This window comes from Pseudomonas sp. SBT1-2, from assembly GCF_028640875.1.
Lineage (GTDB): Bacteria > Pseudomonadota > Gammaproteobacteria > Pseudomonadales > Pseudomonadaceae > Aquipseudomonas > Aquipseudomonas chlororaphis_I.
This window is the reverse complement of the sequence record NZ_JAQZAA010000082.1, coordinates 42673-63488: the sequence shown is the minus strand read 5'-3', so window position 1 is coordinate 63488 and position 20816 is coordinate 42673. Positions and strand designations below refer to the sequence as shown.

The window sequence follows — 20816 nt, the reverse complement described above, 5'->3', positions numbered from 1 at the left end:
AAACGCAAGGGCCACTGAATAACTTTGAATAGCCGTTATCGGGAAAAAATATATTCAGGCGGGACAAGCAACTGGCGCGGCGATATAGCGCGTTTGGCAATCAGCAGGGCGCGGCTTACGAAGAATAGATACAAGCGGCGCTGCGCACTTCGACTCCCGGAAGTGGGCGGAAAAGGGCAGGATCGCCCCCGGCCCGGCGTCAGGCCACGGCACTCTGCGGCGAGCTGTTCAACAGCCGTTCCAGGGCGCCGCTGAGCAGGTGTTCCAGCAGGGTTTCGCGCTCGTGTTCGGCCAACGGCTGTTCGGCCAGCCAGCCGGGCGCATTGTTGAGCAGGCTGGCGATGGCATGCCCGGTGGCCAGCAGCACCGCGTCGCCGAGCCGCGGCAGCGGGCCGAGGAGCATCAGCAGGCGGCGTTCATATTGCTCGCGCAGCTGGCGCACGCGCTCCTGCTGGTCCGGGTTCAGGCAACCGCTGTCGCGCTCCACCAGGCGGAAATGCCGGGGCAGTTCCCGGTGCAGTTTCAGGTGGGCGCGGATCAGGGTGCGCAGGCGATCGTCCGGCGCCTTGCGCCGCCGTTCGATGCGCCCCAGGGTATCGAGCAGTTCGTCGTAGAACTCTTCGATCAGGTCCAGCAGCAGGTGCTGCTTGCTCGGGTAATGGTGATACAGCGAGCCCGGGGTCAGCCCCAGATGGCTCGCCAGCTCGCGCATGCCGACCTGGCCGAAGCCCTTGCTGGCTAACAGCTCCAGGGCCTTGTCGCGGCTTTCGGCAAAACGCGAGCAACGCTCAGCCATAGCGGTGGAAGCCGCGTTCGGTCTTGCGCCCCAGGTAACCGGCGGCGACCATTTCCTTGAGCAGCGGCGCGGGCCGGTATTTGCTGTCGTTGAAGCCATCGTAGAGGGCTTGAAGGATCGCCAGCAGGGTGTCCAGGCCGATCAGGTCGGCCAGGGCCAGCGGGCCGATCGGCTGGTTACAGCCCAGGCGCATGCCGGCGTCGATGTCCTCGGCGCTGGCCAGGCCTTCCTGCAACACCAGGATCGCCTCGTTGATCATCGGCACCAGGATCCGGTTGACCACGAAGCCCGGGCGGTTGCCGGCGGTGATCGCGACCTTGCCCAGGCGCGTGGCCATGTCCAGGGCCAGGGTGTGGGTCGCGTCGCTGGTCTGCAGGCCGCGAATCACTTCGATCAGGCCCATCACCGGCACCGGGTTGAAGAAGTGCAGGCCGATAAAGCGCTCGGGCGCGCTGACGCTGGCGGCGAGCTGGGTGATCGACAGCGACGAGGTGTTGGAGGCGATCACACAGGTGCTGGCAACCTGGGCGGCGATCTGTTGCAGCACCCGCAGTTTCAGCTCGAGGTTTTCCGTGGCGGCCTCGATCACCAGGTGCGCGTCGACCAGGCTGGCGTAGTCGGTGCTGGTGCGGATGCGCCCCAGCGTCGCCTGTTTCTGTACTTCGTCCAGGCTGCCCTTGGCGATCAGCCGGTCGAGGTTCTTGCTCACCGTGGCCAGGGCCTTTTGCAGGGCGCTGTCGCTGATGTCCAGCAAGGTCACTTCGAACCCGGCCTGGGCACAGACCTGAGCGATTCCGTTACCCATGGTGCCGGCGCCGATCACGCCGATATTCTGCAGATTCATCTTGGCTTCTCTTTCTTCGTCCGGGCGTGTCGCAGAGCAGCGCGAACGCGTCTTGCAATGCAACCTTCGAGGCGCGAGTCTAGTGCCCGCGCCGACCCCGGCCTATGCCAAAAGCGCTCAGCCGCGCTGGCGTTTTTTGCCATGTTCACAGCCACAGAGAGCAGTCATTCCATGCGGGAAAAGGATTCGGTCGCGGTCTACTTCGTGCAGGTCATGGTCCACGCCTTGCGTGAGCGACCCGAGCGCCTGGCCGCGGTGCTGGCCGAGGCGGGCATCGATCCGGCCTTGCTCGGCCAGCCCGAGGCGCGGGTGCCGGCCAGCGCGTTCGCGGCCCTGTGGCTGATCCAGATCCGCGAGCTGCAGGACGAGTTTTTCCGGCTCGATTCCCACGGCCTGCCGCCGGGCGCTTTCGCCCTGATCTGCCGGGGGCTGATCCAGGAGCCGACCCTGGAAAAAGCCCTGCGCCAATGCCTGGCCAACTTCGGCCTGTTCCTGCGCGACTTTCGCGGCAGCCTCAGTGTGCGCGGCAAGCGCGCGGTGCTGAGCCTCGACAGCCAGCCTCGCGATGAGGCCACCGGGCGTTTTGGCGAAGAGACCTTCCTGGTGCTGATGATCAGCCTGCTGTGCTGGCTCGGCGGGCGGCGCATTGCCATCGACCGCGCCGACTTCCGTTATCCGCGCCTGTCCCTGAGCGACGATGCCTTGCTCTGGGGGCCGAACCTGACCTTCGGCGCCGAGCGCACCGAAATCGAGTTCGCCAGCCGTTTCCTGCGCCTGCCGGTGGTCCAGGATCTGGCCTCGCTCAAGGTCTTTCTGCGCAGCGCGCCGCAGTGGCTGGTGATCCGTTTTCGCAACCAGCACGGCCTGGCGACCCAGGTCTATCAACGCTTGCGCCGCAGTCATTACAGCCAGTGGCCGACCCTGGAAGCCTTCGCCGGCGAGGTGCAGGTCAGCCCCAGCACCCTGCGGCGGCGCCTGGAGCGCGAGGGTGTGTCGTACCAGGAAATCAAGGACGAAGTGCGCCGTGGCATGGCCGTCGAACTGCTGCGCCAGAGCCGCGCGAGCATCGGCGAAATCGCCGAGCGCACCGGCTTCCAGGAGCCCAGCGCCTTCCACCGCGCGTTCAAGAAATGGACCGGCGAAAGCCCGGGGCGCTATCGCGCGCGGTACCAGCCGACAACCTGACGGGCTGGCGCGCCCGCCTCAGTTCAAACCGACAACCCCAACCCCAACGCCTGCAACTGGCGACGGGTTTCAGCCGCGGACTGATGGTGAATCGCATTCCAGCCCAGGGCGTTGGCGGCGACGATATTCGGCGCGTGATCGTCGATGAACACCAGCTCCTGAGGCGCTACCTCTGGCAGGTGCGCGCGGATGCGTTGCAGGGTGGTGTGGTAGATCTCTGCGTCAGGCTTGATCTGCCGCTCCTGCCCGGACACCACGATGTCGCGAAAACGCTGCAGGAACGGATAGTTGTCCCAGGCATAGGGGAAGGTTTCCTGGGACCAGTTGGTCAGCCCGAACAGCGGCATCTGCGCCTGATGCAGGTCTTCCAGCAAGGCCACGCCGTCATCCAGCTGGCCGCGGAGCATTTCCGGCCAGCGCCCGTAATAGGCCTCGATCAGGGGCGCATGTTCCGGGTGTTCGGCCACCAGGCTGCGGGTCGCTTCGGCCAGCGTTCGCCCGGCGTCCTGCCGGGTATTCCAGGCCTGGGTGCAAATGGTGTCGAGGAACCATTGGCGGCGGGCATCGTCAGGGATCAGTTGGCGGTACAGATGGTGCGGATTCCAGTCGAACAGCACGCCACCAAAATCGAAAACCACAGCACGAATTGTCATGAGCACGTCCTTTGAGCGGTTGTGGGTCAGGGCAGACATCCTGCGACGGTAGGCGATGCAATGCAATTTGCCGACGGCCCGGGCCCGGTTTCCGGCGCAGCGACGTGCGCTGCTCGCCGGGCTGTTCGAGCCGGGGCCACAGCCCTCTTTCAGTCGACAATCACCTGTTCGTTCGGGTCATCGCCCAGGCACACCGTCAGCTGTTGCCCGGCCTTGTTGAACGCACAGTTGGGCAGGGCCTGCTGCTTGATGAAGTTCAGCGGTGGGAGGAGGAACACGCCGGCGAGGATCAGCGCGCCGACGGTCCGGGGCAGCAGCACATCCGCGCTAGTGGCGACCGGGCGGGGCTTGAGGCGCCCACGCCGGTACCAGTACAGACCGCTGAAGACCAGGCCGCAGCCGATCGCCATGGCGTAGTCCAGCTCCCAGGCTTGCGGGCTGAAGATCAGGTTGCCGTCGGCATCGTCCGGGTAATTGATCCGCCACCAGGCGCCCAGCAGCAGCGGCACCAGGCCGGCGACGATCCAGGCCAGGCGGGCGCCGGGCATGCGCGTGAGCAGGGCCAGGCCCAGGCCGAGGGCGCAGAGGAGCCAGATGCCGAGGTACAGCTGAAAGCCCATGGCCCCGCCGAACAGGGTGCCGCTGACGTCCCGGGGGACGATCAGTTGCAGGTCGGTAAACACCATCACGGACAGCGGGGCCGCTACGGCGATTCCGCTGAGGACGGCGTTGATCCATAACCACAAAGTGAACAGACGATGCATGGGCGTACTCGGCAAAGACAGGAAAGGGGATGGCACGGGGCGTGCCGGATTCAAAGGAATGGCAAGCCACTGCCGGTGGCGGACAGGGTCGGTTCACCAGGCTGGAATGGGCGAGTAGCGAAGGTGCGGATCAGGTGCACAGTGTCGGGCAGCAGCATGGCTGGCCGGGCAATGATCGGGGCAGGCGCCAACACGTTTCTTCCTTGGGCGGTGTTCGGGGCGCGCAGTATGCAAGGCCGCCGCCGGTTTTGCATCAGCCGCCGTGCAGCAGGGCGGGGCACGGAGGCCCCGCCCGAGGGGGTTAGAACTGCTCTGCTTCCAGGCCGAACAGCGAGGAGCTGCCGGCGCGGATGCTCTGCTCCAGGCTGAGGATGCGCGGCAGCAGGCGGCTGAAGTAGAAGCGCGCAGTGGCCAGCTTGGCGCCGTAGAAACTTTCGTCCTCGGCGTGCTTGTGCTCGGCCACCTGGGCCATGCGCGCCCACAGGTAGGCGTAGGCCACGTAGCCGAACAGGTGCAGGTACTCGACGCAGGCGCTGCCCACCGCGTTGGGGTTCTGCACCGCCTGTTCGCGCAGCCAGTCGCTGAGGTCTTCCAGGCGCTGCACCGCGTCCAGCAATTCGGCGGCGTAGGCGGCGCCGGGCAGGTAGGCGTAGTCGCGGATCTCGCCGGTGAACAGGCGCAGGGCCACGCCGCCGTTGCCCACCACCTTGCGGCCCAGCAGGTCGAGGGCCTGGATACCGTTGGTGCCTTCGTAGATCTGCGCGATGCGCACATCCCGCACCAGCTGTTCCTGGCCCCATTCGCGGATATAGCCGTGGCCGCCGAAGACCTGCTGGCCGAGGATGCAACTGTCCAGCCCGGTGTCGGTGAAGAACGCCTTGGCCACCGGGGTCAACAGCGCCACCAGGGCCTCGGCGTTGTGCCGCTCGTGGGGCTGGTCGGCGAACTTGGCCAGGTCCAGCTGCTGGCCGACGTAGCTGGCGAAGGCCCGGCCGCCCTCGGTCATGGCTTTCATGGACAGCAGCATGCGCCGCACGTCGGGGTGGACGATGATCGGGTCGGCGATCTTGTCCTTGGCCACCGGGCCTGCGGGCGAGCGGCTCTGGATGCGCTCGCGGGCATAGGTGCGGGCGTTCTGGTAGGCGTTCTCGGCGCAACCGATGCCCTGGATGCCGATGGACAGGCGCTCGTAGTTCATCATGGTGAACATCGCCGCCAGGCCCTTGTTGGCCTCGCCGATCAGCCAGCCAGTGGCGCCGTCGAAGTTCAGCACGCAGGTGGCCGAGGCCTTGATCCCCATCTTGTGTTCGATGGAACCGCAGCTCACCGCGTTGGCCTGGCCGAGGTTGCCCTGGGCGTCGACCTGGATCTTCGGCACCAGGAACAGCGAGATGCCCTTGGGCCCGGCCGGGGCGTCCGGCAGTTTGGCCAGGACCAGGTGGATGATGTTTTCGGTCAGGTCCTGCTCGCCGCCGGTGATGAAGATCTTGCTGCCGCTGATCCGGTAGCTGCCATCGGCCTGGGGTTCGGCGCGGGTGCGGATGATCCCCAGGTCGGTGCCGGCATGGGCCTCGGTCAGGCACATGGAACCGGCCCAGCGACCTTCGTACATGGGTGGCAGGTACAGTTGCTTGAGTGCCTCGCTGGCGTGGGCGTCGATGGCCAGGCAGGCGCCGGAACTCAGGGCCGAATACAGGGCGAAGCTGGAATTGGCGGCGTAGAGCATCTCTTCGAACTGCACCGCGAGCATCTTCGGCATGCCCATGCCGCCGTAGGCCGGGTTGCCGCTCAGGCCGACCCAGCCGCCCTGGATGTAGGTGCCGTAGGCCTCCTTGAAACCGGCGGGGGTGCGCACCCGGCCGTTGTCCCAGGTGGCGCCTTCCTCGTCGCCGCTGCGGTTGAGCGGGGCGATCAGCTGGCCGGTGACCTTGGCCGCCTCTTCGAGAATCGCATCGGCGGTATCGGCGTCCACCGTCTCGGCCAGGGCCGGCAGCCGGGCCCAGAGTTTGGGCGCGTTGAACACTTCATGCAGGACAAAGCGCATGTCGCGCAGGGGAGCGTTGAATTCGGGCATTGCAGGAACCTCGGGCAAAAGTGGAGGTTGAACGGCCGGGGCCGGGTGATTCAAAAAGGGTAGACCCCGCCATGCCGACTCCCAGCAGGGCAACGGCGTGCGCGGGGTTTTTGTCTATTCAAGCTAGAGGTTTTTCGCCATGTCGCGCAGGACGAATTTCTGGATCTTGCCGGTGGAGGTCTTGGGCAACTGGCTGAACACCACGGTGCGCGGCACCTTGAAGCCCGCCAGGTGTTCCCGACAGAAGGCGATGATCTGCGCCTCGCTGACCTGCTGGTGGTCGGCCTTGAGGGTGATGAAGGCGCAGGGCGTCTCGCCCCATTTCTCGTCGGGCCGAGCCACCACCGCGGCTTCCAGCACCGCCGGGTGGCGATACAGCACGCCCTCCAGTTCGATGGTGGAGATGTTCTCGCCACCGGAAATGATGATGTCCTTGAGCCGGTCGCGGATCTCCACATAACCGTCCGGGTGGGTCACCCCCAGGTCGCCGGTGTGGAACCAGCCGCCCTCGAAGGCCTCGGCGGTGGCGCTGGGGTTCTTCAGGTAGCCCTTCATCACCGTGTTGCCGCGCATGAAGATCTCGCCGATGGTCTGGCCGTCGCGGGGCGTGGGTTCGAGGGTTTTCGGGTCGGCCACCATCACCCCTTCCAGGGTCGGGTAACGCACGCCCTGGCGCGACTTGATCTGCGCCCGCTGTTCCAGGGGCAACTCGTCCCAGGCCGCGTGCCAGGCGCACAGGGTTACCGGGCCGTAGACCTCGGTCAGGCCGTAGACGTGGGTCACCTTGATGCCCATTTCCTCCACCGCGCCTATCACCTTGGCCGGTGGCGCGGCCCCGGCGACCATGGCATTGACCGGGTGGTCGATGGCGGCCTTGGCCGAGTCCGGCATGTTCACCAGGGCATTGAGCACGATCGGCGCGCCGCACAGGTGCGTGACCTGGTGCTCGCGGATCAGGTTGAGGATCTTCTGCGGGTCGACCCGGCGCAGGAACACATGCACCCCGGCCAGGGCGGTGACGGTCCAGGGGTAGCACCAGCCGTTGCAGTGGAACATCGGCAGGGTCCACAGGTACACCGGGTGGTTGCCCATGGCCCAGGTCATCTGGTTGCCCAGGGCGTTGAGGTAGGCGCCGCGGTGGTGATAGACCACGCCCTTGGGGTTGCCGGTGGTGCCTGAGGTGTAGTTCAGGGCGATGGCCTGCCATTCGTCATCCGGCCACTGCCAGGCGAATTCCGGGTCGCCCTCGGCGAGGAAGGCCTCGTAGTCCAGCTCGCTGACCGGCTGGCCCTCGCCGTACTCGGGGTCGTCGAGGTCGATCACCAGCGGAGGCTGGTCGAGCATGGCGACGGCGGCGTGGATCACCTCATGGAACTCACGGTCGGCGATCAGCACCTTGGCCTCGCCATGGGCCAGCATGAAGGCGATGGCCTCGGCGTCCAGGCGCACGTTGAGGGCATTGAGCACGGCGCCGATCATCGGCACGCCGAAGTGGGCTTCGAGCATGGCCGGGATATTCGGCAGCATCACCGCCACCGTGTCGTTCTTGCCGATCCCGCGCCCGGCCAGGGCCGAGGCCAGGCGCCGGCAGCGGCTGTAGGTCTGGGCCCAGGTGCGGCGGATCGAACCGTGGATCACCGCCGGGTAATCGGGGTAAACGGCGGCGGTGCGCTCGATGAAGCTCAAGGGGGACAGGGCGATATGGTTGACGGCCGTCGGCGCGAGGCCTTGCTCGTAGATGGACATGGTTCGGGTACCCGGTGGCTGATTGTTAGCTCTATTGGCCGAGAGGCTTTTTGGCCGCGCTCGGTGACTTATCCGGAGGCTTTTATATACTGCTTGGCAATGGGTATGGAAGTACTACCTGAGTTGTATAGTATTTCTACTATATTAATAATTCGCTGATCCAGCCCGCAGGTTTATCGACAATGCCCACCTCCACCCACTTGAGCCGCTGGCTGCACCTGCAGCGTGAAGGCCGGCTGCCGGATTCGCCCTGGCTCGGCCATGACCCGCAACCCAGCCTGTTGCTGGACGCCGAGGCGCGGCCGCTGGACCTGAATCCGGCGCTCCGGCAATGGCTGGATGCCGAGGCGTCGAGCGAGGTCGCGGCGCTGCTGCCGGTCAATCACCCGGCCCTGGTCCGCGCGTGCCTGGAGCAACAGCGTGCCATCGAAGAGGTCGAGGCCCAGTGGGGCGAGCGGGTGTTGCTCTGGAGCTTTATCCCCGACCCGCACCGGCAACGGGTCCTGGCCCGTTGCCGCGAAGCCACGGCGCAGATCCTCGCCGAGCGCGAGTCGGCCACGGCCCGGCGCCTGTACCGGCTGATCACCGAGAACACCACCGACCTGATTTCCCGGCATACCCCGGACGGCACCTTTCTCGACGCCTCGCCGGCGTCCTGGACCCTGCTCGGCTACTGGCCCGAAGAGCTGCGCGGGCGCCTGGCCCGCAGCCTGTTCCACAGCCAGGACCTGGCCGGGCTGACGCAGCGCACCCGGGACGCCCTGGAGCAGGACGGCTACCACACCATGACCTTCCGCATCCGCCATCGCGACGGCCATTACCTGTGGTTCGAGACCGCCTGCCGGGCGATCCGCGAAACCTACACCGGGGCGGTGGTGGAAGTGGTGGCGGTGTCCCGGGACATCACCTCCCGGGTCCAGGCCGAAGAGAACAAACGGCGCCTGGCGGAAGTGGTGGAGGCCAACCCCGACCCGGTGCTGTTCATCCAGCCGGGCGGCGCGGTGACCTACCTCAACCCGGCGGCCCGGCGCACCCTGGGCCTGGAGGCCGGGCAGCCGATGCCGGACCTGGCGAGCATCCTCACCCCGGAGGTGCTGGACAGCCTGCAACGCGAAGGCTGGCACCGCGCCGAACACACAGGCCGCTGGAGCATCGAGGCGCGCCTGCAACCGCCGGCCGGCGGCGCGTCGGTGCCGGTGTCGCTGATGCTGCTGGCCCATCGCGCGGCCAGTGGCGAGCGCTTCTATTCCCTGGTGGCCCACGACCAGAGCGAACGGGAATTGCGCGAGGCCCAGCAGCGCCATCACCAGGACGAACTGGCCCACACCGCGCGCCTGGTGACCCTGGGCGAACTGGCCTCAGGCATCGCCCATGAGATCAATCAGCCGCTGGCGGCGGTGGTCAATTACGCCAACGCCAGCCAGCGCTATCTGCAAGCCTTGGATACTCAACCCCAGGCTGTGCAAAAGGTCGCCCAGGGCCTGGAGCGGATCGCCGAACAGGCCACCCACGCCGCCGAAGTGATCAAGCGCCTGCGGGCCTTTTTGCGCAAGGGCGGGCGCCGGGTCCAGGCCCTGGACCTCGCCGAGGTGGCCCGGGAAACGGTGCGCCTGTGCGCCTGGGAGGCGCAGGCCTGCCAGGTGACGATCGAGCTGCGCCTGGCGGATAATCTGCCGCCGGTGTACGCCGACCGGATCTTGCTCGAGCAGGTGCTGTTGAACCTGTTGCGCAACGCCATCGAGGCCAATCGCGAGGTGCATCCGCAGCAGGGCTCGCAGATCGTCCTCGGTGCCCAGGCCAGCGGCGAAGGCGGGGTCGAGGTCAGCGTCAGCGACCAGGGCCCGGGCGTCTCCGCCGAGCAACTGGCGCAGCTGTTCACCCCGTTCTACACCAGCAAGGCCAACGGCCTGGGGCTCGGGCTGTCCATGAGCCGCAGCATCGTCGAAGGCTTCGGCGGCGACTTGCAGGCCCAGCCCCAGAGCCGCGGCCTGAAGATGTGCTGCCACTTGCCGGCGACGGCCCCGGCGCAAGCCGATTCACCCACCCATCCGACAACAGGAGCAAGGCAATGACGAGTGCGGCGCAGCAGCTGGTGTATGTGGTCGACGACGACCCGGGCATGCTCGACTCCACCGTCTGGCTGCTGGAGTCGGTGGGCCTCAAGGCGGTGCCCTTCACCAGCGGCCGGGAGTTCCTCGAACACTGCGACCCGAGCCTCGACGCCTGCGTGCTGCTGGATGTGCGCATGCCCGGCATGGGCGGGCTGAATGTCCAGGAAGAGCTACGCCAGCGGGATATCCACCTGCCGCTGATCTTCGTCAGCGGCCACGCTGATGTGCCCATCGTGGTGCGGGCGTTCAAGGCCGGCGCCGTGGACTTCATCGAGAAGCCCTACAACGAACAGTTGCTGCTGGACAGCGTGCAGCAGGCCCTCAGTCGCGCCGACGACCGCCACAGCCGCAACGCCGGGCAGGCCCGGGTCGAAGCGCGCCTGGAGAGCCTCACGCCGCGGGAGAAGGATGTGTTGCTGCCGTTGGTGCAGGGCTACAGCAATCGCGAGATCGCCGAGCAGCTGGGGGTCAGCGTCAAGACCGTCGACCTGTATCGGTCACGGGTGATGAAACGCATGCAGGCCGAACACCTGCCGGAACTGGTGGGCATGGCCATCGCCGTCGGGCTGGTGGACCCGCTGCAATTGCGCTGAGGCTCGGGCCACCGCACTTTTTGCGTTTTTGCGGTTCTATTCAGGGCCAGGCCGCGCCGATCCCCCGCGCGGCCAGAGTCCAGAACGGTGCCGATGGTTTATCCGCTTTCTCGTTGTTTTCTGCGCGTGTTTTGCCTGCGCATGCTGCGCCAGCCGTTGTGGCTGGCCGCTGTCTTGATGGTCTGCGCCAGTGGCTGCAGCCAGCAGCAGGGGCGTGACATGGCCCACCAGTTCAGCAATGGCAAACCCCAGGAGTTCTTCCAGACCAGCGTCGACCGCATGGCCACCCTGAGCATGCGCGACAACCTGCAAAGCCTGTACCTGCTGATGAACAAGCTTTACCTGCGCAACCCCAACCAGTGGCGTGAGTGGGGGTATACCGATGCCACCAGCGCCGCGCGGGATATCCGCCAGGCCATCGAGCAGCAGAAGGACTTGCCGGCCCTGGGCAACCGTCGCGACCTGGCGGCACTGAGTTATGCCTTGAGCCCGGAGTTTCGTGGCGACCGGGTTGGGGCCTTTATCTATGCCATTGGCAGCATGCTGGTGACCGCTCATGGCGGGCGTACCGAGTTTTTCATGACCGACACTATCGATCCGCAGTTCGTCAGCAACGCTGCACGCAATATCGAAAAGGCCACCTGGATGCTCAGCCAGCGGCAGGGTGCCAATGGGGAGTTGTTGCTGTTTTCCAATGAGATCTCGGAGGAGGGCAGCAATCTGAGTTTTGCTGTGGAGTTTGGGAAGATTGTGGCGCGTCTTGACCTGCTGACTCAGATGCTTGACGAGCGTTATCGGCGTATTGGCCTGAACTACGCGCAGAGTTTGTTGTTGATGAATTTTTTGCCGGTGCAGTAGGGGGGACATATCCGTTGCTGCGGTAACGGCTGCTGGGCTCCTGTAGGAGCGAAGCTTGCTCGCGATGGCGCCGGTTCTGACACTGCATTTCTTGGACGGTGTACATATCCATTCCTGCGGTAACGGCCACTTAGGGTTCCGCCCTTACGGCGGGTCACTTTGGAAGATCCGGAAGCCGGCCCAGTCCAAAGTAACCAAAACGCTTTGCCCCACCACTCGGTCCCTCACCTAGGCTCGGCATGCCCTCACTCCGGCATTGATCCGTGGGCCGCCGCCACAGGCCATCCATGGCCTGGGGCGGCTAACCCAGCATCCCTGCCGGGTTACCCACGGCTCAATACCTGCGTTCGGCCATCGTGGTTAACGGGGCTTTCAGATCAAAAGCCAAAGCAAGAGCAGGACGGCGGCCTGCCGGCCGGCCTGAGGGTTGGAGCTGTGCGTAGGGAGCTTTCAGGTTTTTAACGCCCCAGCTTTTCCATCGCCGCATCTGCCAGGAAAGACGATCGGCTCTTGATGTTGTGCTCCCGCACAAAGCGGTCGATTCGTTGAATCACGTAGCCCGGCAGGGTCACATTGACCTTCTCGGTTTTGCCCAGGTAAGGCGTGATGTCGATATCCAGCATGCCCCAGCCCATGCCCTCGAAGTCGGGGTTGGCGCGGTGTGTGCCGGTGGGCGAGGGCAGGGGAATGGCTTGCCCCTCACGGGCCAGCTCTTCGAGCATGACGTGGGCGATCTCGATGGCGGCGCTGTACGCGGCCTCGAAGGTGTCGCCGGCGGTGACCGCGCCAGGAATGTCAGGAATCTGGATGCCGGTAGCAGTGTGCTCGTCGCCCCACTCGATGCAGATGGGATAGTGCACGGGGATCTCCTCAAAAGGTGCGAAGGCTGAAGGGGCTATAACAGCCCGGCCAGTTTCTGGATGGCCCTGACCGTCCCCCGTGGCAGATCCTTCTTCGGGTGAGGCACCGGAACGGTCTCGGGCCGGTAGGGATGCTTGAACAGATGATGGCTGCCGGTAACGCGCTCCAGCACCCAGCCTGCGGCTTCAAGCTCCTTGATCAACTGTCTGCTTTGCACCTCCATCTCCTTATTGGGGTGAGAGGTGCTTTATAACTCCAGGCGCATAGTAGCGCAGGTTGAATTGTGTGTCTGGAGTTATGTTTCGGGGCGTGTCATTCAGAGGGCGCGTCGCTATGGAATGGACGCTCCCTGTAGCCGCTGCCGAAGGCTGCGATCGGGCGCGAAGCGCACGCCAAACCTGGCCACGCGGTGTAACAGATAAATCCAGGGAGGCCGGATGTGCGTCTGCTGCGCAGCCGATCGCAGCCTTCGGCAGCGGCTACAAATAGCGTTTCAGGCAGTGAGGGCTGTGCTGTGGCCTTTGATCAGAGACTCAAGTGTCGGGGCCGCAACGCGGCCCGAACACACCATTCAATAGCGCTCAGGGCTCCTGCGCCGTGCGCCATTGAATCACCTCCAACACCGCACACCCTTCCCGGGTCAGCAGGTGCACCCCTCGGGTCACCCGCGCCAGATCACAGTCGGAAATATCTTTCAGGTTAAGCGTGGACAGGCTGTCCATCAGGTCGCGCACCACGGTGAAACGATGGGCTGCGCAAGCCGCCAGATCGCTCAAGGGCGCGTCGGTATCGAGGTAGAAAACGGGAGCGTCGGCGTCGTGGGTATCGACGGGGGTGAAGCGGGAAGTTTGATGGTCAATCATCGGTGCAGCTCCTATGAATAGAACAACCACCTTTCGCGGCCAAGCGAATAAGGGTGGCAGCTGTACGCGGGTTGGCCGACCGGGCATAGGACACCGGCACACCCGAAGGTGTCCCACGCACAGCCGCCATGACACAAAATCGCAGGCACAAAAAAAGCGCCTGCAATGGTGTTTGGACGCTGAAGCGTTCCTATGCTCGACCGGCCAAGGTCGTTCGCGGATTTTGCCGCGAGGGCGAACTATAGGGGCGGTGCTTGAACTGCGCAACCGGGTATTGGTGAGGATGTTTGAGTGGGTGTGTCGGAGCGTTAGCAGCGACAGCAGCGTGTAACTGCACTGGCTTCAGCAACCGTTGACGTGGGGCCTAACCGGAACTTGAGGACCTTCCGCGGCAAGTGACAGAAATAGGGCGTTAGGACTCATGCGGAAGCTACCTACGTGTTGAAGGAAAAACCTGCCTCCGCTGCAGAGCTCAAGTCGTGATTACCGCCAGTCGAGATGCTCTGCTTCTGTAATTTAGGAACTGAACCGACCTTGGCTTTGCAGGCATATATGAGAGACAGCTTTTTGGCCGGAGGCGGCCATTCGTTTCATCAACAGCTTCCAGCCAGACGCGAGGTACTAACGTCTCAAGGCAGCCTGTGGAAAAGGCACCATCTAACCGAAAACAGCCTATCGCCTGCTTCTTTGGCTAGCTTCCGTGGAGCGGCTCGATGACCGTATAACCCGCTACGCTGTATGAGACTGGCCCAAATCATCACAACGACGCATAGACAGAATGTAGGCAAATCGGTGGCGTCGACTTCTCGCAGTATCTTCAAACTGGAGGAATGGATATGGATGTTTTAAATATTCAGCTAGAGAATTGTTATGGAATACAAAAACTTGAAGCAATACTCACGTTTAAAGGAAGTGCGAAGGTTCCAGCAGGCTCTGCTTTCTCTGTATATGCGCCAAACGGTTTCATGAAGACTTCTCTAGCGCGAACCTTTCTGGATGTCCAAGAGGGGCGGGATAGCCAAGATCTGATATTTCCCGCACGTCAAACCAGCAGGTCAATTACCTCTGACCCAACTACGCCAATCACTCCTGAGTCCTTATTTGTCATCAAACCATATGTTGAACGATATGCTGGGGCAGGGATCTCAACACTGCTGGTCAACCCAAAGTTGAGAGATGAATACGAAGAGGCCGTTCGAAATATTGACTCAACTCAAGAAAGTCTCTTGAAGACGCTGAAGGATATCTCAGGTTGGCCAGGAAGAACATTGCCGATCTCTGAAATTAAAGACACATTTCAGTTTAAAAATCCGTATGAATTCTTTGCGGGTCTAGCTGATAATTTGGATGGTGATACTCGATTTTCAGATTTGATATATTCTGAGATATTCAATGATAAAACAGTCGCGGCATTCAAAGCAGGGACTTTGCATGTGCAACTGCAAGAATATATTTTGAAGTATCAAGAGCTTATTGAAGGATCACCATTGCTCAGTAAAAAATTCAACCATACTGGTGCTGCTGATGTATCCAAGAATCTTCAAGGTAATGGTTTTTTTGACGCAAAACATACGCTGAATATTTCAAGCGGTGGCGAAAGGTTAGAAGTTACCTCAGCAAAAGAATTGGATGAGCTTGTTGTTGCGGAAAAACAACGAATTCTTGGTGATAAAGAGCTGTCTGCAAAATTTGAAGCTGTAGATAAGCAGCTTCAAAAAAATCTGGAGCTTAAGAAGTTTCGCGAGTATCTAACAGAACATCCGGAAATTTTGGCCGAGCTGGGCGATTTTAACGGATTCAAAAAAAAGCTGTGGAACTCCTATTTTAATGTCGCCAAACCTGCTTTGATTTTATTTGCTGCGGCCTATGCTTCAGCAAAGGATGTAATCGCAGAGACGGCACATCAAGCGGAAGTAGAAAAGACAAAATGGGCTGCGGTTGTTACTCAGTTCAATGAAAGATTTTATGTGCCGTTTAAACTGGTTGTTCAGAATCAACAAGATGTTATTCTGAAAGGAGAATCCCCGAAAGTTACTTTTGAGTTTCAGGATGGGCAAGGAGTGTGTGGTATAGAAGAGGAGAAATTGCTTCAGGTTTTGAGTCAAGGGGAAAAGCGTGCTTTATATATACTGAATATATTGTTTGAGATTCATGCGCGGCACGAGTCAAATCAAAGAACATTATTGATAATTGATGATATTGCAGACTCATTTGATTATAAAAATAAATACGCAATAATTGAATATTTTAACGAAATTGCAAAAATTCCATTTTTCAGACTGATTTTCTTAACGCATAATTTTGATTTTCATCGAACGATTAGTAGCAGGCTTCAAATTGCTAGAAGTCGGAGATTGTTTGCAAAAAAAAATCAAGGGATTCTGGACTTTGTAGAAGAAAAATATCAGAAAAATCCTTTCACTACATGGAAGAGTGGACTAGCACAAAATCCTGCATTTCTTGTAGCTAGTATCCCGTTTGTGCGCAATTTAGCTGAATATTGCCATGGTGTTGCGAGTCCGCACTATCTCATGCTCACGTCGTTGTTACATGTCAAGGCAGATAGCGCGACGTTGACCATAAGAGATTTAGAAGCGTCATTCAAAGCTACACTGCTGGATCAGGCCAATTTATCACTTCCAAATCCGACGAACTCTGCTATGCAGCTTATTTACGATGAAACAGAAGCTTTGGCCGTTAAGGCCGATGATGATGTTGAACTGGAATCTAAGGTGATTTTATCAATCGGGATTCGGCTTAGAGCTGAAGAGTTTATGATTTCTAAAATTAATGATCCTAAGTTTGTCAATGATATCAGCAGTAACCAGACCTTTGAATTGTACAGTAAGTTTTCTTTAATGTTTCCTGGCGCAAACGATCAGATAATGGTGCTATCTCAGGTTAATCTCATGACGCCGGAAAATATTCATTTGAACTCGTTCATGTATGAGCCTATTTTGGATATGTCGGCACTACACCTCTACGATTTGTATGGAAAAGTTAAAGCTCTGGTTTGAAAATGGCCTATTGACTGGCCTGGTTTGGCCAAAGCAGGTACTCGATTTTATTATTTACAAGTATTCTAGAGTGGCGTTTGATATGCGGTAATAACCTTATGCGGAATTATCAATAGGCTATCTCTTGGTCAGTGGCTGTCTGAAGCGGGCGGTAAAATTTAGAAAAATGTAAATTTAGTTGAAAAAAGTCCGTAGTATTACACGTTGTTATGGCAGGCTAATGGATCTTATTAAATTTTGGAGGCCCCTATGGATCGGGTGCTGGCTCAGGTAGCAAGGCTGACACGCTCAATTCGTTTGAGACCCAGCAACGAGACAGAAATACCGGCTGTACAGTTTTTTGCAGGCAGAGGAGAACCATTTTCCTTCTCGGGTGGAGTTGGGCTTGCTTGGTGGTATAGCACTGACACATTCAATGCCATTGAGGCTGTAACCGCCCTTATCATCGAAAAAGGACAGGAGTTCAAAGATTGCGATATCGAATCAGTCAAAAATGTCGTCATCTCAACCCTGCAGAAAGTGTGCTTGGATTCACCGCTTTTTAATTGTGATGATGTTGTTTTTGGAGCGAAACCCAACCTCTTCGAGTGCAGAGGTGCGGTATCTGTCATTGAGTTTGCTAAAGTTATTTTGACGGAGATTAAAAAAAACCTTAGAAGCATTATTGGGAAAAGATGCACGGTTTATCCTTTGGCCAGATTTAAAGGGCCGTCTTTTAGTCTGCCTGAAGAGGGGGTGCATTTAATCTCCTGTAGCGATGATGTTGCTTGGGCGAAATTTTCTACTAGAGGGTACGAATTTGATGGGTGGACTCCAAAAACTCCCTTTACAGTTAATAGTAATTTTGCCTTCAATAGTAATTCGGAATTTAACTATATTTTGCTAGCTGAAGAATATGGGACGCAGAAGGGGGCAAAATTTTCAAGTGGTATAAAGTTTAGGATGTTTACTGCTGTGTTTTTTGCATATGCTTCAGAGTTTTCTCAATATGGCTACCATAAGTCAATAGCTCAGCCATTTTCCACCTGTATACAATTCCCTCATGAAACCGCACCTGATCATAGAATAACACTTAGTGATTGCGGTGCTTTTTCTCCATACTATGCATCGGATGTTCTAATAAGCGATGAGGTGGTTGAAAGTTTGATAGGGTGGTATGGTTTGCTTAATGGCTGCCCTGAGGAATATAAGCAGCGCATAAAAAAATCTGCTCATTTTATCAATCGCGGCATGAACTCCGATGATATAGAGTCGTATATCAATTATTTTGTTGCGCTTGATGCTCTGTTTGGTCAGCGTGGATCTGTCGAGGCTTCTATCGTTGCTGGTGTTGGTTATCTTGGGCTAGATAAAAAGTCTGAAGAAAAAACATCTTGGCTTTTTGATCTGAGAAATGAACTTGTTCATGGTGGGAGTCGTTATATTTCTGAGTGGCCAAAATATCAGCGATATATAAGGCATTTTGAGAGCAGGCCTTTGAATGATTTGAAAAGGCTTGCTCAGACGGCCATATTGAGAGCGCCTTCAATATCGCTGTTCAGAACAGTAGCTTGAGTAAGTATTCAGATGCGAGTGCTAGCAATATTCAACTGAAAATCTGAGTGTCGTCTGCAACTGTTATCTGCGATCGATACCGGACGTCTGCTATTGGCTGAAAACGGAGCTGATTCAAGGCCGTTTTTGGCCGTTTGCTACCAGTTGTAATCATTACCGTATGTGGAACACGTTGTGGTTTTGCTCCTGTGGCGACTTCGTGAGTTAGAAAAGCTCTGAAAAGATCTCCTTGATCTGGCGAAACCCACGGACATCTATCACCGAGCCCAGAGAACTCAATCCCCCGCCACCGGGCTTACAAAATGTGCAACATCCACAGCACCCCAAGGTAAACCACACCTATCCCCAACGGCAGCACACAAAGCAGTCGAACCTGCGAAAAGAACGAAGGCACGGCTTCCACCGGAGTCGACTCCTCCAGTTGCTGCAGCGTCATGACTGCGACACCTTCTTCTGCTGGCGCATTGAGCCGGGCCTGGATCAGCGGTTCGACTTCCTCGACTTTGCGCATCAGGGTCCGGCCCCAGGTGAACAGTGCCGCGCCGATGAAGATCAGCAGGTAGATCACCAGGAATTTCCAGTGGGGCGGGTTGCTCAGGTGGATAAAGTCGGGGGTTGGGCTGTTGTCCCAGAACCACTCCAGAGGCCGGGTGTTGTTGTGGACCATGAACACGAAGTCCTTGATCTGGCGGTTGAGGAGCGCCGCGGCGTCGCTGTAGCTGTTCATGCGCCAGTTGAGCATTTTCAGGGTGGAAAACACGGTGGAGATCAAGGCGCCGGTAAACAGCAGTGCGCCTGCGGCGATGGACAGCCGGTATTTCAGTTGGGCCTGGGTGTAATTCATCTTTCGCGTCCTGCGATGAAGAAAAGGGGCGCAATACTAATAGTTCGTCACCCCAGGTCGATAGGGGCGGCGCTGGTTCATGGGGTGGGGCCTCGAAGGTTTCAGCCGGCACGTCTGAGACGAACGTTACCGGCGCCGCGGCCTCTGGAACTGAGCGCCAACTACCGGTACTGAAGGCAAACCTGAGTACAAAGCCCGGCAGCGCAACACTGCCGGGCTTTTTTGTCCGCGCTCACCCGGCCCTGGCGCGTCTCCTATACTGATTCGCGCCGACAGGTTCACGGCGTACCCGAACGCCGTCGCAACAGCCGTCAGTTCCCTGACAACTACCCCTCCCAGTCACTGCAAGGAGACCAACCATGGCAATCCGCATTGGCGACGAAGCACCCGATTTCACTGCCGACACGACCGAAGGTCCGCTGCATTTCCACGAGTGGATCGGCGATAAGTGGGCAATCCTGTTCTCCCACCCCAAGGACTTCACCCCGGTGTGCACCACCGAGCTCGGTTATATGGCCAGGCTCAAGCCGGAATTCGACAAGCGCAACACCAAGATTGTCGGGCTCAGTATCGACCCGGTCAGCGACCATAAGGCCTGGATTGGCGACATCCAGGAAACCCAGGGGCATGCGGTCAACTACCCGATGATCGGCGACGAAAACCTGGTGGTGGCCAAGCTCTACGACATGATCCACCCCAATGCCAGTGGCGGCGCGCGCACCGCAGTGGACAACGCCACCGTGCGTTCGGTGTTCATCATCGGCCCGGACAAGAAGGTCAAGGCCATGCTGATCTACCCGATGAGCGCCGGGCGCAACTTCGATGAGGTGCTGCGCCTGCTCGATTCCCTGCAACTGAATGCCAAGCACACCGTCGCCACCCCGGTGAACTGGCGCCCGGGCGAGGACGTGATTATTCCCACCTCGGTATCCGACGAGGACGCCAGGAAGAAATATCCGCAAGGCTTCAAGACGCTGAAACCCTATCTGCGGGTCGTGGAGCAACCGAAGTAACGCCCACCGACAAGGGCTCGCTCATGGAGCTGGCCTGCGGGGATGACGCGACGCCGGACAGGGTTCACCCGGCAAACCGCCGCGGCGCCGCAGTCACTTCCATGGGATCGCTTTTAGCCAGGATGGGCAGCCACTGCCCATCCGCGGTTCGAACAGTCCGTTTTGCCTTCGACACCGCTGAACGCAGGTTGAACCCTGGGCGCGGCTGGATCTGTTGACGCTGATGCTCGATGAACGCTACCGGCGTATTGGCCTGAACCATGCACAGAATTTGTTGCCGATGAATGCTTGGCCGGTGCAGTAAGCTCGGCCGAGTCCTGGCGACTGCTGATCTCTATAACGCCGTCGTCCTGGGTCCGTGCAAGGCAAGTCGCTTTGGATTGTCCGCCCCCATGCTCTGCATCGGACTTGAAACCGATAAGATTCGCCAGCTCACACGGCATATGACGAGCAATGGCAAGGAGAAAACAGGATGGGCAAGATCAGGATAGCAACGCCGGCCGATGCTCCGGCCATTCAGGCAATTTACGCGCCTATGGTGTCGGATACGGTCATCTCGTTCGAGCTCATCCCGCCAACGATCGAGGAGATGGCGGGGCGGATCGAGGCGACACTGGCGACTTATCCCTATCTGGTAGCGGAGTTGGACGGCGCGGTCGTTGGTTATGCCTATGCCAGTCAGCATCGCGCCAGGGAGGCTTATCGCTGGTCGGTGGATGTCACGGTCTATATCGATCCTGCGGCACACCGCCGTGGCATTGGCCGCGCACTCTACCAGCGGCTCCTGCCGATCCTCGAGCAACAAGGCTTCCATGCCGCTTACGCCGGCATTGCCCAGCCCAACGCCGCCAGTGTCGGTCTTCATGAAGCACTGGGCTTCACCCATATAGGCACTTATCCCGAAGTGGGCTTCAAGCATGGGCAATGGCATGGTGTTGGTTACTGGCGCAAGCCGCTGAATACCGTGACGCCGCCGAGAGAAATCGTCGCGTTCAGCGAGGCGAGAGGATACATGGAGCTGTAGGCCTGGATGAAGTCAG

19 protein-coding genes are annotated in these 20816 nt (G+C 59.6%); 8 read left to right on the top strand and 11 right to left on the bottom strand.

Translation table 11 applies throughout. The features are described 5' to 3' along the window. Positions 1–199: 199 nt before the first annotated feature. Together PVZ78_RS15520 and PVZ78_RS15515 are read right to left on the bottom strand one after the other, a co-directional pair. Positions 200–796: a TetR/AcrR family transcriptional regulator gene (locus PVZ78_RS15520; RefSeq protein ID WP_273828923.1), complete on the bottom strand. Its 597-nt coding sequence runs from the start codon at positions 794–796 to the stop codon at positions 200–202. Continuing rightward, complete coding sequence (locus tag PVZ78_RS15515; protein WP_009048145.1) at positions 789–1640, bottom strand: 3-hydroxybutyryl-CoA dehydrogenase; 852 nt, start codon at positions 1638–1640, stop codon at positions 789–791. Before PVZ78_RS15515 ends, PVZ78_RS15520 begins: the two co-directional genes overlap by 8 nt. A 171-nt stretch (positions 1641–1811) precedes the next feature. On the opposite strand from PVZ78_RS15515, the gene PVZ78_RS15510 reads away from it, so the two are divergent. After that, the gene (locus tag PVZ78_RS15510; RefSeq protein WP_028682099.1) at positions 1812–2825 is read left to right on the top strand and encodes an AraC family transcriptional regulator; all 1014 of its coding nucleotides are present in this window, start codon (positions 1812–1814) and stop codon (positions 2823–2825) included. A gap of 23 nt (positions 2826–2848) precedes the next feature. On the opposite strand, the gene PVZ78_RS15505 is transcribed toward PVZ78_RS15510, so the two are convergent. The 5 genes from PVZ78_RS15505 to PVZ78_RS15485 form a co-directional block, all read right to left on the bottom strand. Next, the gene (locus PVZ78_RS15505) at positions 2849–3478 is read right to left on the bottom strand and encodes an HAD family hydrolase (protein ID WP_273828922.1); all 630 of its coding nucleotides are present in this window, start codon (positions 3476–3478) and stop codon (positions 2849–2851) included. A 149-nt stretch (positions 3479–3627) separates the two neighbouring features. Continuing rightward, positions 3628–4242 (bottom strand): hypothetical protein, encoded by a 615-nt coding sequence (locus PVZ78_RS15500; protein ID WP_110177251.1) that lies wholly within the window; start codon positions 4240–4242, stop codon positions 3628–3630. Positions 4243–4292: 50 nt separating this feature from the next. Continuing rightward, positions 4293–4436 (bottom strand): hypothetical protein, encoded by a 144-nt coding sequence (locus tag PVZ78_RS15495; RefSeq protein ID WP_273828921.1) that lies wholly within the window; start codon positions 4434–4436, stop codon positions 4293–4295. A gap of 107 nt (positions 4437–4543) precedes the next feature. After that, positions 4544–6316 (bottom strand): acyl-CoA dehydrogenase C-terminal domain-containing protein, encoded by a 1773-nt coding sequence (locus tag PVZ78_RS15490; protein WP_028682096.1) that lies wholly within the window; start codon positions 6314–6316, stop codon positions 4544–4546. Positions 6317–6439: 123 nt separating this feature from the next. Beyond that, positions 6440–8062, bottom strand: coding sequence for an acyl-CoA synthetase (locus PVZ78_RS15485; protein WP_038580397.1), 1623 nt, complete (start codon positions 8060–8062; stop codon positions 6440–6442). A 182-nt stretch (positions 8063–8244) separates the two neighbouring features. On the opposite strand from PVZ78_RS15485, the gene PVZ78_RS15480 reads away from it, so the two are divergent. From PVZ78_RS15480 to PVZ78_RS15470, 3 genes are all read left to right on the top strand, one after another. After that, positions 8245–10134 (top strand): PAS domain-containing sensor histidine kinase, encoded by a 1890-nt coding sequence (locus PVZ78_RS15480; RefSeq protein ID WP_273828920.1) that lies wholly within the window; start codon positions 8245–8247, stop codon positions 10132–10134. Then, positions 10131–10766: a response regulator transcription factor gene (locus PVZ78_RS15475; RefSeq protein WP_273828919.1), complete on the top strand. Its 636-nt coding sequence runs from the start codon at positions 10131–10133 to the stop codon at positions 10764–10766. The genes PVZ78_RS15480 and PVZ78_RS15475 overlap by 4 nt, the downstream gene beginning before the upstream one ends. A 93-nt stretch (positions 10767–10859) precedes the next feature. Then, positions 10860–11624 (top strand): hypothetical protein, encoded by a 765-nt coding sequence (locus tag PVZ78_RS15470; RefSeq protein WP_051423542.1) that lies wholly within the window; start codon positions 10860–10862, stop codon positions 11622–11624. Positions 11625–12082: 458 nt separating this feature from the next. On the opposite strand, the gene PVZ78_RS15465 is transcribed toward PVZ78_RS15470, so the two are convergent. From PVZ78_RS15465 to PVZ78_RS15455, 3 genes are all read right to left on the bottom strand, one after another. Continuing rightward, on the bottom strand, positions 12083–12484 hold the full coding sequence (locus PVZ78_RS15465) for a type II toxin-antitoxin system HicB family antitoxin (RefSeq protein WP_092418556.1): 402 nt from the start codon (positions 12482–12484) through the stop codon (positions 12083–12085). A 35-nt stretch (positions 12485–12519) separates the two neighbouring features. Continuing rightward, the gene (locus tag PVZ78_RS15460; RefSeq protein WP_053278351.1) at positions 12520–12702 is read right to left on the bottom strand and encodes a type II toxin-antitoxin system HicA family toxin; all 183 of its coding nucleotides are present in this window, start codon (positions 12700–12702) and stop codon (positions 12520–12522) included. 364 nt (positions 12703–13066) lie between these two features. Continuing rightward, complete coding sequence (locus PVZ78_RS15455; protein WP_273828918.1) at positions 13067–13348, bottom strand: hypothetical protein; 282 nt, start codon at positions 13346–13348, stop codon at positions 13067–13069. 836 nt (positions 13349–14184) lie between these two features. Here PVZ78_RS15455 and PVZ78_RS15450 point away from each other — a divergent pair. Further along, the gene (locus tag PVZ78_RS15450) at positions 14185–16365 is read left to right on the top strand and encodes a hypothetical protein (protein ID WP_226304884.1); all 2181 of its coding nucleotides are present in this window, start codon (positions 14185–14187) and stop codon (positions 16363–16365) included. A 249-nt stretch (positions 16366–16614) separates the two neighbouring features. After that, on the top strand, positions 16615–17919 hold the full coding sequence (locus tag PVZ78_RS15445; RefSeq protein WP_226304883.1) for a HEPN domain-containing protein: 1305 nt from the start codon (positions 16615–16617) through the stop codon (positions 17917–17919). A gap of 295 nt (positions 17920–18214) precedes the next feature. On the opposite strand, the gene PVZ78_RS15440 is transcribed toward PVZ78_RS15445, so the two are convergent. Further along, the gene (locus tag PVZ78_RS15440; protein ID WP_273828917.1) at positions 18215–18763 is read right to left on the bottom strand and encodes a YniB family protein; all 549 of its coding nucleotides are present in this window, start codon (positions 18761–18763) and stop codon (positions 18215–18217) included. A 359-nt stretch (positions 18764–19122) separates the two neighbouring features. Between PVZ78_RS15440 and PVZ78_RS15435 the strand changes: the two genes are divergently transcribed. After that, complete coding sequence (locus tag PVZ78_RS15435; RefSeq protein WP_009048161.1) at positions 19123–19776, top strand: peroxiredoxin; 654 nt, start codon at positions 19123–19125, stop codon at positions 19774–19776. 472 nt (positions 19777–20248) lie between these two features. After that, on the top strand, positions 20249–20800 hold the full coding sequence (locus PVZ78_RS15430; protein ID WP_273828916.1) for an arsinothricin resistance N-acetyltransferase ArsN1 family B: 552 nt from the start codon (positions 20249–20251) through the stop codon (positions 20798–20800). The last annotated feature ends 16 nt before the right edge of the window (positions 20801–20816 follow it).